Here is a 14676-nt window from a genome sequence, read left to right as displayed (position 1 = left end):
CGTTGAAAGATAATTTTTAAGCACAACAGCAATTTATAACGTTTTTATTTAGCTAAAATCATGCACTTACCAGTATGGCAGACGAACTGCAGGCGACCGTTTCCAGGCGATAGCGGTCGGTCAGCGAGACGATTTCTCCACTCAGGATGTCACGGTAACGGCGATTGGCGAGAGGCGCAGGCAGCGCGATCTCCGTTTCCAGCCAGCGCTGCGGATCCGGCTGGTCCAGGCTTTCGCCGAGACTGCTGAACACCAGGCGCGGCGCGATAACGATCAGCGCTTCGTCATGCGTTGCCCGGGCATAGGCGATAACGTTCTCCGCCCGCTGGCCGCTGGCGCTGAGCGGCAGATAGTCGCCCTGGCGAAACAGCGCCGGCTTCTGCTGACGCAGGTGCAGCAGACGCGCAATCAAATGCTGTTTTAAACGACCACTTAACCAGCTCTCTTCGGTAGCGGATTCCGGCGTTTCATGCCCATTCAGCATGGTATCAAGCGCGGTGAAATCAGGTTCGCGACGGTTATCGGGATCGACCAGGCTGAAGTTCAGCGCTTCGCTGCCCTGATAAATATCCGGTACGCCCGGCGCGGCCAATTTGATCAGAGTTTGGGTCAGGCTGTTGACCAGACCCGCGCGGATAAAGGGCTGCAGCGCGTCGGTAAAGTCCTGCAGGAACGCCTGATTAGCCGGCGACAGCAGGTGGCGCACATAGTCAAGCACCGCCGTCTCATAGCTATCGTTACTGTCGGCCCAGTCGGTGCGCAGCTTCGCTTCTCGCAACGCCTTCTCGACAAACGGCAGAAAGCGTTCTTCCAGCGCCTGCAGTCCCGCCGCGTCCTGTGGCTGCAGCGTCGGTGGCCAGACACCGGCCAGCGCCTGATACAACATCCATTCCACGGCAGGTTTCGGGGCCGGACCATCGTCCAGCACGCTGATTTTAGAGCGGTTCATCTGGCGCCAGCGGGCGACGCATTCAGCCCAACGCTCCGGCGCCTCGGTCAGCGTATAGAGCCGGGCGCGGGCATCTTCGCCGCGTTTGGTATCGTGGGTTGAGGTGCCGGAAAGCGCATCGGGCTGTTTTTCCAGGCGCGTTTTCATCTCGCTGTGGAAGCGATCGAGCGAGAAGGCGCGCGGGATCGGCTCCGCGCCGACCTCGTTCAACGCCAGCTCCATGTTTTGGCGGAAAAACAGCGTATCCTCGACCGATTTCGCCATCAGCGGGCCGGTCAATTGCTGGAAGCGCGTGCGGAAATGCGTTGCTGTGTCGCTCGCCGCCTGCGACACCTCGCCGCTTAATATTCGGGTAAGAAAATCGAGCGCTTCAGGCGCAGGCGCCTCGGCGCTGGTTCTCACTTTTTCCGCTACCCGTTGCAGCATCTCGCTGCTTTCCGTCGGCAATCCTTCTGCCGTGCCGTAGGTACGGTAAACCGGAAAAGCGACCAGCAGCTCGCGCAACGCCATGCGCAAGGTTGGCTGATCCAGCGTCACGTTATCGATGCTGGCAATGTCCATTGCCAGGTGTAGCAGGGTAGAAAATTCACCGGCAAAATTCCTGTCGGTCATCAGCAGTTTGGCCGCGCGCAGCTCGGCGGCCATATTGACCGGCTTGCCGGTGACCTGATCATAGGCCTTACGCAGCAGCCGAATATTTTCACCGTCCACCAACACATCGGAAAGCGACTCGATAAACTCATAGCCGGTAGTGCCGGAAATTGGCCAGTCCGCCGGGATCTGCTCATCTTTACCGAGAATTTTCTCCACGGTGATATAGCAATCCGGCCCCGCCTGTTGACGCAGACGCTCAAGATAGGCTTGAGGATCGGCCAGTCCATCGACATGATCCACTCGCAGCCCGTCAACCGCGCCGGAGTGCACCAGTTCCAGGATTAGCCGGTGCGCATCATCAAATACCGCCGGGTCTTCGACGCGCACGCCGACCAGTCCGGTAATCTCAAAGAAGCGACGGTAGGAGAGATCGTGCGGCGCATCGCGCCACGACATTAACCGCCAGGGCTGACGCTCATGCAGTTTGGCGATCTCCGCCTTATCGGTTAGCCGCAGCACCTCTTCTTCGCGGCCCTGCCAGGTGTCCGGCGCCAGCGGATAAAAGCTTTCATAGTAAGCTAAGGCGGGCCTGCCGGTTTTGGGATCGGCCTTAACGCTGATTTCGCCGTTTTCCAGCACCGCCTCAAAGGTATCGCCAAGGAAAGGCAGCGTCAGGCGGCGTGACCAGTTAATGTCGAAATGGCGGGCGTAGCGGCTTTTTTCGCCATGTTCAATCACATCGCGCCACCAGGCATTTTCCAGTGAGGCAGCCATATGATTCGGCACAATATCCAGAATCAAACCCAGCCCGGCATCCTGCAGCGCCTTTACCATGCGGTCAAAGCCGGCGCGCCCGCCAAGAACCGGATCGATCTCGTTCGCGTCCGTCACGTCATAGCCGTGAGTCGAGTCAGAGGTTGCGGTAAAAATCGGCGAGGCATACAGATGGCTGATACCAAGCCGCTTCAGATAGGGCACCAGGCCCGCGGCACGATCGAAGGTCATGCCGTTACGGAACTGTATACGATAGGTAGCGGTCGGGATCTTCACTTGGTGACTCCTGAAGCAAGGCGAACGATAATCGAATTCTGTGGTAGCTCCGCTGACGCCTGCGGCCAGGCAAACAGGGTTTCGCCAGGCAGATCGGGAAGCGGCTGGGGAGTGGCGCCAATATTAAATGCTAAAGAGAGCGTGCCGGCCGGGAAAGCCCAACTCACGGCAACGAATCCTTCCGCCGTCTTGACAATCCTGCCTGCGTTGCCGGCCGCGTTAGCCAACAACGGCACGATATGTTGCTGGCGCAGCGCCAACAGTTCACGGGTGAGCGCCAGCCAGGCTTTACCCTGTTCGCTCTCCCACTTTTGCCAGTCCAGCTTCGAGGCGGCAAACGTCGTTTCGGCGTTGGGATCGGGCACGCTTTCACCTTCATGGCCCGCGTGACCTTCGAACTCCCGGGCGCGGCCTTCACGCACCGCTTTCGCCAGATCGCCATGGAAATCGGTAAAAAACAGGAAAGGGTTAGTTTCGCCATACTCTTCGCCCATAAACAGCAGCGGGATATGCGGAGAGAGCAACAGCGTGGCAAACATCACTTTGGTGCGCTCAACGCCCGCCAGCTCAATCAGCCTTTCGCCCTGGGCGCGGTTGCCGACCTGATCGTGGTTCTGGATAAAATCGACAAAGGCCGTCGGCGGCTGGCCGCCGCTTTTTACGCCGCGCGGCTGGCCCGACTGCGCCGACACTTCGCCCTGATAAGCGAAACCCTCCGTCAGAATACGCGCTATCAGTTTTTCCGGCTCACTGGCGAAATCCTGGTAATAGGCATGCGTCTCACCCGTTGCCAGTACGTGAACGGCATTGTGGAAGTCATCATTCCATTCGCCGGTAAACAGCGGCACCGTGCCATCCTGCTCGCGCGGATGCAGGAAGATGACATTGCGGCTGTCTTCGGTAGTCAGATGGATAGGGCGGTCGGTAATTTCAGCGCGGATACGCTCGGCTATTTCAATCAGCGCATGCTTTTCAGAAATATCTTCGATTTGATCGATGGCATCGAAGCGCAGGCCGTCCAGATTGAACTCTTTCAGCCAGTAGAGCGGGGCCTCCACGATGTAACGACGCGCGGCATCCACATCATAGGCGATACCGGCGCCCCAGGGCGTCATCCGCTCTTTATGGAAAAAATCCGGCGCCAGCAACGGCAGGTAGTTACCCTCTGGGCCGAAGTGGTTAAGCACAATATCCAGTACCACCGACAGGCCATGACCATGGGCGGCATCAATAAAGGCTTTAAAATCCTCCGGGGTGCCATACGCCGAATGCGGCGCGTAAAGCAGCACGCCGTCATAACCCCAGCCGCGATTGCCGCCAAATTGCGAAACCGGTAGCACTTCAATCATGGTAATACCCAGCTCGGCGAGCCGGGGCAGTTTCTCAATAGCGGCCTGGAAGGTGCCCTGGGGTGTAAAGGTGCCGATATGCATCTCGTAGACTACCGATTCTTCCCACGGGCGCCCCTGCCACGCGTGTTGCCAGGCGTAGCTGGCGGGATCGATAACCAGAGAAGGGCCGTTAACATCCGCCTTCTGAGCGCGGGAAGCGGGATCGGGTACCACCATGCCATCGGCAAGCACGAAATTATATTCCGCGCCGGGCGCAACATCGGTCGTCAGCAGCTCGAACCAGCCGTCGCTGCTATTATTCATCTCACGGTCTTCACCGTCGATCCTCAGGGTTATCGTCTGTTGGCCTGGTGCCCAAAGACGGAAACGAACCGTATCGGCGGCCTCATATTCGGCGCCCCAACTTTTACGAAATGATTTGGACTCCATTCATTTTCCTCGCTTAACGCAGAAATGACCCATGGACGACATCATCTATTGTTGTTCAGTGATGCAAGCTAATCGCTTAAGCCTGTAGCGCGAGTTGGATGCCGTAGCGGACCGGCCCGCTGCTGATGGTGATCATCAGGGGGCTGTTCCGCTGAGTGAGGATGTGAAACGGTGTCCGGTTAAACTGGCCTCAGGCTGCATACACAAAACAATCATAGACTATGCAGCGAGAGTTGAAGGGTTGGGGTAACGAAGCGGCGCATACGCCTGTTTTTGGGCAAGCCAGCAGGGGTTATTGCTGGCTTGTTACGGCTGTTTCGGCGGGAAACCGCCATTTTACTCTCTCTTTCAGGCCGACATCACCATTCCCAGTGCTTTATCCCAGCAGGAGGGCTGCGGCGCAGCTTTTTCGCTGATCATGACCGAGTTCACCGGGCGGCACGCCTGTTGTTTATAGCTCGCCGCCGAAACAGGGCAGACTTCAACCGAGCGCAGCGCAGGAAATTCATCGCTAAAGACGCGGAATATGGTCAGCGCGAACTCATACCAGCTCACCGCCTTATCGCCGCAGTAGTGATAAATCCCCGATGCGTTGGCATCGGCGGCCAGGGTGATCATCGCCTGCGCCAGATCGCCCGCATAGGTTGGGCAGCCGCGCTGATCGTTCACCACGCGCAGGCTCTGCTGGGTTTGCGCCAGGCGCAGCATCGTTTTGACGAAATTATTGCCATATTCGCTAAATACCCATGAGGTACGTACGATAATGGCGCGCGGCAGCATCGCCTGTACGCGTTTTTCGCCTTCCCATTTGCTTAAACCGTAAAAGTTAACCGGGCAGGGCGTGTCGCTTTCGACATAGGGTGTCAGTTTGGTGCCGTCAAAAACGTAATCGGTAGAAATATGGATCAGCTGAGCGCCAGTATCGCGCGCGGCGCGCGCCAGGTTTTCCGGCCCAAGCGCATTAATTTTCATCGCGCGGATACGATCGGTTTCCGCCTTATCCACCGCCGTATAGGCGGCGGCATTCATAATCACCTGTGGGCGAAAGCGGCGCACAATGCGATCGACCGCCGCCCGGTTGGTAATATCCAGCTCGGCTGAACCACAGGCCAGCAAAACCCAGTCGGCAGGAAAGCGATCCAGCAGGCTACGGCCCAGCTGACCGTAAGCGCCGGTTAACAATACGCGCATGGCAACAACTCCCTAAGAGGCAAACCTTTTTTATCTTTTTCTGACAGCAGCGGCGCTTTCACCGGCCAGTCAATATTTACAGAAGGGTCGTTCCACAGCAGACAGGCTTCATCCTGTGGGTTGTAGTAATCGGTACATTTATATTCAAAATCCGCCAGGTCAGACAGCACTAAAAAACCGTGCGCCAGACCGGGCGGGATCCAGAGCTGCGTCTTGTTTTCTTCCGAAAGGATAACGCCTTCCCACTGGCCAAACGTGGGTGAGTCCGGGCGAATATCCACCGCGACGTCAAACACTTCGCCGCGCACTACGCGCACCAGCTTGCCCTGCGGCTGCGTTTTTTGAAAATGCAGGCCGCGCAAAACGTTTTTGCCGGAACGGGAATAGTTATCCTGCACAAATTCCAGATCGATGTTCAGCAGTTGCTGGTAGCGTTTTTTCTCGAAGGTCTCAAGAAAGAAGCCGCGCGCATCGCCATAGACGGCGGGTTGAATGATCTTTACATCAGAAATACGCGTATTAGTTACCTTCATGCTTCCACCAGCAGCTGATGCAAATAGGATCCGTACTGGGTTTTGTTAAGATAGTTTGCCCGCTCGCGCAGCTGACCGGCGCTCAGCCAGCCCTTACGCCAGGCGATCTCTTCCAGACAGGCAACTTTAAAACCCTGACGTTTTTCAATGGTGTGAATAAAGTGCGAGGCTTCAAGCAGGCTGTCATGGGTGCCGGTATCCAGCCAGGCGAAACCGCGCCCCAGCACCTCGACTGACAACAGGCCATCTTCCAGATACATTTGATTCAGCGTGGTGATCTCCAGCTCGCCGCGTGCCGAGGGTTTTACCTGCTTCGCCATGGCGCAGACCTGGCGGTCATAAAAATAGAGGCCGGTCACCGCATAGTTGGATTTAGGCTGCGCAGGTTTTTCTTCCAGCGAGATCGCCTGAAACTGCTGATTAAACTCCACCACGCCGAAGCGTTCCGGGTCCATTACCTGATAACCGAACACCGTCGCGCCGCTGTCGCGCGCGCTCACCTCTTCCAGCTTTTTGGCGAAACTTTGGCCAAAGAAGATGTTGTCGCCCAGCACCAGCGCGCAGCCTTCGCCGGCAAGAAAATCCTCACCGATGATAAACGCCTGCGCCAGCCCTTCGGGTTTTGGCTGAACGGCAAACTGCAGCTGAATACCGAAACGGCTACCGTCGCCCAGCAGTCGCTGAAAAGCCGGTAAATCTTCCGGCGTGGTGATCACCAGAATGTCTTGAATGCCCGCCAACATCAGGACAGAGAGCGGATAATAGATCATCGGCTTGTCATACACCGGCAGCAGCTGTTTGGACACGCCGCAGGTTACCGGATGTAGCCGGGAGCCTGTGCCGCCAGCGAGTACGATACCTTTCATACAGAGTCTCGATATAACAAGGTGCAGGGAAGCCTTCCCCGGGAATGGATAAAGATTACGCCTGAGATCCGATGAGTAATGGCGCAAATAAGAGGGCAAAGCGGGGGCTTTATTGCGGATAACCTGCGGGCAAAAAAGATTTTAGTTCTGCGTTACAGAAAAGTAACAGCCTGCCGATAATAACGGCAAAGCAGCGTCCTTACGCTGATTAACCCGTGGCTCTTTTTCTGGAGTGTTTATGCGCTTCAATTATGACTTGTTACCTGGGGAGCGGCTGACCTTTGAAAAAATCAGCCAGCGCTACGGGCAAAAATATCCGACAGAAAAGGCGCTGACTTTTCGCGGCTTATTAAGCCCCTCCACCAGCCCGCGTCAGTTGGTTATTCGCGCGGTGTTTGCCCACCAGGCGGAAAATAGCCCGCTGGAAGATCTGCTGTTTGTTTCAGACGATAACGATCGGAAAAATTATCTGCGCCGCTTTGAGCACTATATGCATCAGGGGCAATCCTTTCTTTATCTTCGGCGCAACGATCCCGCCGTAGCGTTATGGAAAGTGATGGGAGAAAGCCGGGTTTACGCCATGCTCGATCCTGGCGGGGCAACGGCGCAAAATCTGCTGGCCAGCCGGGGCTATCGCTTAACGCTGATGCGTCAACAAGGCAATGATGATTACTGGCAGTTGTACGATCCTCAGGCGCAGCCCTGTTTTAGCGAGGCGCGTACGCTGCAGTTTATCGTGGTGCTGGAGACCCCTGCGCTGCCCACTCCTGCGGCGGTGATCGCCGGGCAGCAGGTTGGCCGGCGTGTCAGGGTGAAGGTGTTGCAGCGCGCCGGCCAGACGGAATTCAGCACGGCGGTGCAGGCGCGCTACGGCGGCTGCGTGATTACCGGCACCTCGCTTTCGGCGAATGTTTCCGCGTCATGGGTGGAAGCTTGCCATATAGATGCCAGCGAAAATGAGGAAGGGCTGCTGGCCGATAATAGCGTCGACAACGGTCTGTTTTTACGCAGTGACCTGAAGCGGCTGTTTATTAGCGGACGGTTATTTATCGATGCCGAACAGGGTACGGTGCATTTTCGCCAGGCGCCGCAGGCTGAAGATCAGCTGCAAAGCTTTTATCAGGACATTGACGGCAAAGCATGCGCGCTGTGGCAATACGTGCCGCAGTCCACGCGCGAACGCTTAAAAAAAATTGTCCGTCACTTTTAATAAAAGTGTGATCTCATCGGCAACGCGCCGGTAGTGGTCACACACATTTTCTAAATAACCCGCCTTTTTTATCCCTATTCCGCCAATCGATCGCCCTACAGAATCGGATAATCATGCCGATAACGTAACTAACGCAGGGTAGTCAAAGTGAACGATCTCTATACCGCCGATGGCGTGATGGACAAACACTCGCTGTGGCAGCGATACGTACCGCTGGTGCGCCATGAGGCGTTGCGCCTGCAGGTACGGCTGCCCGCGAGCGTTGAGCTGGATGATTTGCTGCAGGCCGGGGGTATCGGGCTGCTGAATGCCGTGGAGCGCTATGACGCGCTGCAGGGTACAGCCTTTACCACGTATGCCGTGCAGCGTATACGCGGGGCCATGCTGGATGAGCTACGTAGCCGTGACTGGGCGCCGCGCAGCGTGCGACGCAACGCGCGTGAAGTCGCGTCTGCGATGCATCAGTGCGAACAGTCGCTGGGGCGAGCCGCATCCGAGCAGGAAGTCGCTAAACAGCTAAATGTTTCGCTGGAAGAGTATCGGCAGATTCTGCTGGATACCAATAACAGCCAACTTTTCTCCTATGACGAGTATCGCGAAGAACATGGCGATAGTGCGGAACTGGTGACGGAAGGACATGAAGATGCCAATCCGCTTCACCAGCTAATGGAAGGGAATCTCCGTGAACGCGTCATTGAAGCGATCGAGGCCTTGCCCGAGCGCGAAAAGATGGTGCTGACACTGTATTACCAGGAAGAGTTGAATCTGAAAGAGATTGGCGCGGTGTTGGAGGTGGGAGAATCCCGCGTCAGCCAGCTGCACAGTCAGGCGATTAAACGCCTGCGCGCCCGGTTAACGGGAGCGCGCTGACAGCGTCAGCTCTCGCTTTCGAGACATATAACCGGGGGGCTCCTCAATGGGAACCAAACTAAAAACGAGGCCATTAAGCCGTTATCTTAAAGACTTTAAACACAGCCAAAGTAATTGTTCACACTGCGGAAAAGTACTCGACAGGATGGCGTTAGTTTTTCGCGGTCAGATCATCAATAAAGAAGCCATATCCCGGATGGACCAGCCGATCGACGATCAGGTCTGGCTTAAATTACAAAACGAACTGACCGCCCTGTGCCGGTTTTGCAGTGATATTTACTGCAATACCCACCCCAATTATTTTGACATTATGGCATTTAAACAATACCTGTTTGAGCAAACGGAAATGAGCCACAGCACGATTCGCGAGTATGTGGTTCGTTTGCGCCGGTTGGATGATATGCTATCGGCGAAGAATTATCCGGCAGAGAAATTACGCGGCGGGAGCTGGCATGAATGTCTGGAGAATGATTTACCGGACGCTGGCAATAATAACTACCGTATCGCCCTGCGCAAATATGATCAGTTTTTAGGTTGGCAGCGTAATTAAGCGTGCGGCACGGGTGGATTTCATCCGTGCCGCGCCGATTTTCTCAGCAGCCGGGCGCGTCTGCGCTTTATCACACGAACTGACCATAGATCCCTGACAAATCTTCTGCAACACTGTAGCCATTATCCTGTGTGCGTGGAGGCTGCCTTGTCCCTGTCTAATTTGATCCAATTCCCCCGTCTTGAACTGGTTGGCGCGCCGACGCCGCTGGAGCATTTACCGCGTCTTTCCGACTATCTGGGCCGCGATATCTTTATTAAGCGTGATGATATTACACCGCTGGCGTTGGGCGGCAACAAGCTGCGCAAGCTGGAGTTCCTGGCGGCGGATGCGCTACGCGAAGGGGCAGACGTGTTAATCACTGCCGGGGCGATTCAGTCAAACCACGTACGTCAAACCGCCGCGGTCGCGGCAAAGCTGGGCCTGAAATGTTTCGCTCTGCTGGAAAATCCGATTCAAACCCAGGCGGAAAACTACCTTAGCAACGGTAACCGCATGCTGCTCGATTTAATGGATTGCGAAATCGAACTGGTAGATGCGCTACATGCGCCGGCGCAACAGCTGGAAGCGCTGCGCGTTCGGCTGGAAGCGCAGGGCTTTCGTCCTTACGTGGTGCCGGTTGGCGGTTCAAACGCGCTGGGTGCGCTGGGGTATGTTGAGTGCGCGCAAGAGATCGCTCATCAAAGCGAAGGGGTTGTGGATTTCGCGGCGGTGGTGGTCGCTTCCGGCAGTGCGGGTACGCATGCAGGACTGGCGATCGGATTAGAGCACTTGCTGCCGGAAACGGAACTGGTTGGTGTGACAGTGTCACGTAAAACCGCCGATCAGTTGCCGCTGGTGACCGGCTTACAGCAGCAGGTTGCCAGCCTGCTGGAAACCCGCAGCAGCGTGGACATCACCCTGTGGGATGACTATTTTGCGCCGCGTTACGGCATGCCCAGCGAAGAGGGGATGGAAGCGGTTAAGCTGCTGGCGCGGTTGGAAGGCATCATCCTCGATCCGGTCTATACCGGCAAAGCGATGGCGGGATTAATTGATGGCATCAGCCAGCAGCGTTTCCAGCGTGAAGGGCCGCTGCTGTTTGTGCATACCGGCGGCGCACCGGCGTTATTTGCTTATTATCCTGCTGTCTAATCACGGAAAACGAAAAAGATTTATATTCGTCACGCTTCAAGCGGTCTCTTTGTTGGCAGCCTTCTCTCAGCTGAACCACTTATTTGGGGAAGCGCATCGGGATTCAACGGGTTGCCGCCGCGATGCAGCTTGAATTATTGAGGGTATACAATCATTCTGTTTAATGATCTTTGCTTTTTACTAACAAGGTCGGGCTGTTCGGCTTTGCTTTTTCATAAAAGCGTTTTGCACACAATCCAACAAGAAACGGGGTAAATATGATTTTTTCTCAGGCACGTCGTCAGCTGGTTCTGGGCGTAATGGCTGTGGCGCTGGTCGCCGGCGTTAACGTAAAAACATTCGCCGCGGAAAACCTGCTGAACAAGGTTAAAGAGCGCGGCAGCCTGCTGGTGGGTTTGGAAGGCACCTATCCGCCGTTCAGCTTCCAGGATGAAAACGGCAAGCTGACCGGTTTTGAAGTGGAGTTTGCTGAAGCGCTGGCCGAACATCTGGGGGTTAAAGCCAGCCTGAAGCCGACCAAATGGGATGGCATGCTGGCGTCGCTGGATTCCAAACGCATCGATGTGGTGATTAACCAGGTTACCATCTCCGACGAACGTAAGAAAAAATATGACTTCTCCACGCCGTATACCGTTTCCGGTATCCAGGCGCTGACCCGCAAAGATAAAGAGGGCACCATCAACAGCCCGCAGGATCTGGCGAACAAAAAAGTGGGCGTCGGTCTTGGCACTAACTATGAGCAGTGGCTGCGCGAGAACGTGAAAAACGTCGATATCCGTACCTACGATGACGACCCGACCAAATATCAGGATCTGCGCTCTGGCCGTGTTGACGCGATTCTGGTTGACCGCCTGGCCGCTCTCGACCTGGTGAAAAAAACCGGCAATACCATGGCAGTAGCGGGTCCGGCTTTCTCACGTCAGGAAGCGGGCGTGGCGCTGCGTAAAGGCAATGAAGATATGCTGAACGCGATTAATCAGGCGATTGCCACCATGCAAACCGATGGCACGCTGAATAAAATTTCACAAAAATGGTTCGGCGCGGACGTTACTAAATAATGCAAGAAAGTATCCAACTGGTGCTGGATTCAGCACCTTTTTTATTAAAGGGCGCGTTATTCACGCTGCAGCTCAGCATCGGCGGCATGTTCTTCGGCCTGGTGCTGGGCTTTATCCTGGCGCTGATGCGCCTCTCTTCATTTTGGCCGATTAACTGGCTGGCGCGCATTTATGTCTCTATCTTTCGCGGCACGCCGCTCATTGCCCAGCTGTTTATGATCTATTACGGTCTGCCGCAGTTTGGTATTGAACTCGATCCTATTCCCTCGGCGATGATTGGTCTGTCGTTAAATACTGCGGCCTACGCCTCTGAGTCGCTGCGTGGCGCGATTGCCGCCATTGAGCGCGGCCAGTGGGAAGCGGCGGCCAGTATCGGTATGACGCGCTGGCAAACGCTGCGTCGCGTGGTGCTGCCGCAGGCGGCGCGTACCGCTCTGCCGCCGCTGGGCAACAGTTTTATCAGCCTGGTAAAAGATACCTCGCTGGCCGCCACCATTCAGGTACCGGAGCTGTTCCGACAGGCACAGCTGATCACCTCACGCACGCTGGAGGTTTTCACTATGTATCTGGCGGCATCGCTGATCTACTGGGTGATGGCCACGATACTGTCGGCGCTGCAAAACCGCCTGGAAAACTATGTTAACCGTCAGGATCGGGAGGCGAAATGAGCGCCATAGAAGTCAGCAAACTGGTAAAACAGTTTAATGGGCAGACGGTGCTGCACGGCATCGATCTTGAGGTGGCCTCCGGCGAAGTGGTGGCGATTATCGGCCCCAGCGGTTCTGGGAAAACGACACTGTTGCGCAGCATTAATCTGCTGGAAGTACCGGACAGCGGCACCATCAAAGTAGGCGGCATTGCCATTGACGTCGCGCTGTCAATAAGCAAACAGAAAGAGCGCGTCCGCCAGCTGCGCCAGCAGGTGGGCTTTGTGTTCCAGAGCTTTAATCTGTTCCCGCATCGCTCGGTGCTGGAAAATATTATTGAAGGCCCGGTCATCGTTAAGGGCGAGCCGAAAGCGGAGGCGATCGCGCGCGCCCGTGCGCTGCTGGAAAAGGTGGGTTTGCATGGCAAAGAGCAGAGCTATCCGCGCCGCCTTTCCGGCGGGCAGCAGCAGCGTGTGGCTATTGCGCGTGCGCTGGCGATGCGTCCCGAGGTGATCCTGTTTGACGAGCCTACCTCTGCGCTTGATCCTGAGCTGGTTGGCGAGGTGCTGAATACTATTCGCTCGCTGGCGGAAGAGAAGCGCACCATGGTAATCGTCACGCACGAGATGAGCTTTGCGCGTGACGTAGCCGATCGCGCTATTTTTATGGATCAGGGCCGCATTGTAGAGCAGGGACCGGCGAAAGAGCTGTTTGCTCATCCTCAACAGGCGCGTACTCGTCAGTTCCTCGAGAAGTTCCTCAGCCAATAGCTGGTCTGCGCGGCACCAGGAAACTCCTAAATATTTTTATCCCACGGGTGGTCAAATTAACTGACTACCCGTTTTTTATTGCCTTTTTTTCTCTTTGGCTATTCCCTGTCAGGGCCGCTCTTTTTTTTTAAGATAAAAGCTACAGAGATTTTATTCGTACGCCGCTGATAATGCAGACTGGCTATTCTGCCTTTTTACTTCCGTCAACTTAGCGGGAATCACAGCAATGAACGATAAAAAAAGCCAGGAAATTCAGTGGGTGAATACGCTAAAAGGCGGCTGCATCCTGCTGGTGGTGCTCTATCATGTAGTGTTGCCTGGATTTGAAGGCACGCTAAAACACCTGACGGCGGGCCTCTTACCGGCCCAGCTATGGGTGGCGTTTAATACCGTGCTGTCGCCGTTGCGTATGCCAGCATTCTTTTTTGTCTCCGGCATGCTGGCCGCGCGGGCAATTAATGATAAGCCGTGGAAAAAAGTATTTACCAGTCGGGTAACTAATCTTTTTTACCTTTATATTCTCTGGGGCGTTATTCAGTGGCTTTCTATTTACGGTATTTCTTCGGAAATAACGCATCATCGTATTTCCAGCAATATTAACTCCTCGTATGCTGAGTCGCCGCAGGAATTTGTTTCCCTGATGCTGCTGGCAATGAGCAGTTCCTGGTATCTTTATGCGCTGGGTCTGTTTTTCCTGTTGGCCAAACTGTTCCGCAAACAGCGTCTGCCGCTGTTTATCGCTGCGGTGCTATTGAATTACGCGGCGGTGGAAAAAGTGATCCCTGGCTGGGGACCGGAGAGCCTCTCACAATATTTTATCTATTTTATTATGGGCTCGTTCTGGAGCGCGCAGGTTATTCATCTGAGCGAATGGCGTAAAAGCAATCTGCTGCCGTGGCTGGGATTAGCGCTGTTGGCCGGCGCGCATCTGCTGTTGGGTCTGCAAAAAAATCTGTTCCTGTGTACGCTGGCGATTCTGGTTTGTATCGCGCTGTGCCGGATGTTGAATACCCATTTCCGCATGACGTGGATGAACTGGATTGGTAAAAACACACTGCAAATTTACGTGCTGCACCGCATCTTTATTGAATACTTCGGTATGACGGCGATCCTGTTTGCGTTCGATCATCATCTGTTTAATTCTCAACTATTTTCAATACTATGGGCGGTGGGCTTTCCGATTGGTATGGTGGCGCTCTGTTCACTCTGTTCGATTGCGGTGTGGAAACTGCTGAATAAAGGGCTGGGGAAATCACTGTTTATCTATCCGCGCCTGCTGCGGATGAAGTTCGACGTATAAAAGAAAGGCGCTCAATCCAGACGGGTTGGGCGTCAGGCTTAATCTCTCTTACCCTTCCTTTCTGTTCCAACCGCTGTGCGATGGTCATCAGTGCATCCTCATGCATGTTGCGGCACTCGCTGTGCCAGTTTGCGTACAAAGGATAAAAATAAAGCCGCCTTGTATCAAGGCGG

General features: G+C 55.2%; 13 protein-coding genes. 8 read left to right on the top strand and 5 right to left on the bottom strand.

The features are described 5' to 3' along the window. Positions 1 to 58 precede the first annotated feature (58 nt). The 5 genes from treY to rfbA all read right to left on the bottom strand — a co-directional run bounded on the left by treY (position 59) and on the right by rfbA (position 6964). Positions 59 to 2593 carry a malto-oligosyltrehalose synthase gene (treY, locus tag K6958_RS12355; protein ID WP_249891386.1) on the bottom strand — a complete coding sequence of 845 codons (2535 nt, stop codon included), beginning with the start codon at positions 2591 to 2593 and terminating at the stop codon, positions 59 to 61. Next, positions 2590 to 4374: a malto-oligosyltrehalose trehalohydrolase gene (treZ, locus tag K6958_RS12350; protein WP_249891385.1), complete on the bottom strand. Its 1785-nt coding sequence runs from the start codon at positions 4372 to 4374 to the stop codon at positions 2590 to 2592. Before treZ ends, treY begins: the two co-directional genes overlap by 4 nt. Positions 4375 to 4722: 348 nt before the next feature. Next, a complete protein-coding gene (gene rfbD, locus K6958_RS12345; protein WP_249891384.1) occupies positions 4723 to 5565 on the bottom strand; it encodes a dTDP-4-dehydrorhamnose reductase in 843 nt (280 codons plus the stop codon). Continuing rightward, complete coding sequence (gene rfbC, locus K6958_RS12340; RefSeq protein ID WP_249891383.1) at positions 5550 to 6098, bottom strand: dTDP-4-dehydrorhamnose 3,5-epimerase; 549 nt, start codon at positions 6096 to 6098, stop codon at positions 5550 to 5552. Before rfbC ends, rfbD begins: the two co-directional genes overlap by 16 nt. Then, positions 6095 to 6964, bottom strand: coding sequence for a glucose-1-phosphate thymidylyltransferase RfbA (gene rfbA, locus K6958_RS12335; RefSeq protein ID WP_249891382.1), 870 nt, complete (start codon positions 6962 to 6964; stop codon positions 6095 to 6097). The genes rfbC and rfbA overlap by 4 nt, the downstream gene beginning before the upstream one ends. A gap of 238 nt (positions 6965 to 7202) precedes the next feature. Here rfbA and K6958_RS12330 point away from each other — a divergent pair, with 238 nt between their 5' ends. The 8 genes from K6958_RS12330 (at position 7203) to K6958_RS12295 (ending at position 14503) form a co-directional block, all read left to right on the top strand. Then, complete coding sequence (locus K6958_RS12330) at positions 7203 to 8174, top strand: HNH endonuclease signature motif containing protein (protein WP_249891381.1); 972 nt, start codon at positions 7203 to 7205, stop codon at positions 8172 to 8174. A 147-nt stretch (positions 8175 to 8321) separates the two neighbouring features. Next, entirely contained in the window at positions 8322 to 9044 is a 723-nt protein-coding gene (locus K6958_RS12325; protein WP_249891380.1) for an RNA polymerase sigma factor FliA, read from the top strand. Positions 9045 to 9090: 46 nt separating this feature from the next. After that, on the top strand, positions 9091 to 9594 hold the full coding sequence (fliZ, locus tag K6958_RS12320) for a flagella biosynthesis regulatory protein FliZ (protein WP_249891379.1): 504 nt from the start codon (positions 9091 to 9093) through the stop codon (positions 9592 to 9594). Positions 9595 to 9741: 147 nt separating this feature from the next. After that, positions 9742 to 10728 carry a D-cysteine desulfhydrase gene (locus tag K6958_RS12315; protein ID WP_249891378.1) on the top strand — a complete coding sequence of 329 codons (987 nt, stop codon included), beginning with the start codon at positions 9742 to 9744 and terminating at the stop codon, positions 10726 to 10728. A gap of 257 nt (positions 10729 to 10985) precedes the next feature. Beyond that, positions 10986 to 11786 carry a cystine ABC transporter substrate-binding protein gene (tcyJ, locus tag K6958_RS12310; RefSeq protein ID WP_249891377.1) on the top strand — a complete coding sequence of 267 codons (801 nt, stop codon included), beginning with the start codon at positions 10986 to 10988 and terminating at the stop codon, positions 11784 to 11786. Beyond that, the gene (gene tcyL, locus K6958_RS12305; protein WP_249891376.1) at positions 11786 to 12454 is read left to right on the top strand and encodes a cystine ABC transporter permease; all 669 of its coding nucleotides are present in this window, start codon (positions 11786 to 11788) and stop codon (positions 12452 to 12454) included. Before tcyJ ends, tcyL begins: the two co-directional genes overlap by 1 nt. Next, positions 12451 to 13203, top strand: a complete 753-nt coding sequence (gene tcyN, locus K6958_RS12300; protein WP_249891375.1) for an L-cystine ABC transporter ATP-binding protein TcyN — start codon at positions 12451 to 12453, stop codon at positions 13201 to 13203. The genes tcyL and tcyN overlap by 4 nt, the downstream gene beginning before the upstream one ends. A 226-nt stretch (positions 13204 to 13429) precedes the next feature. Continuing rightward, positions 13430 to 14503, top strand: coding sequence for an acyltransferase family protein (locus tag K6958_RS12295; protein ID WP_249891374.1), 1074 nt, complete (start codon positions 13430 to 13432; stop codon positions 14501 to 14503). The last annotated feature ends 173 nt before the right edge of the window (positions 14504 to 14676 follow it).

The sequence above is a fragment of the Mixta hanseatica genome (genome assembly GCF_023517775.1).
Classification (GTDB): Bacteria; Pseudomonadota; Gammaproteobacteria; order Enterobacterales; family Enterobacteriaceae; genus Mixta; species Mixta hanseatica.
Note: the sequence above shows the minus strand (reverse complement) of the source record. Positions and strands in the feature narration are given on the sequence as shown.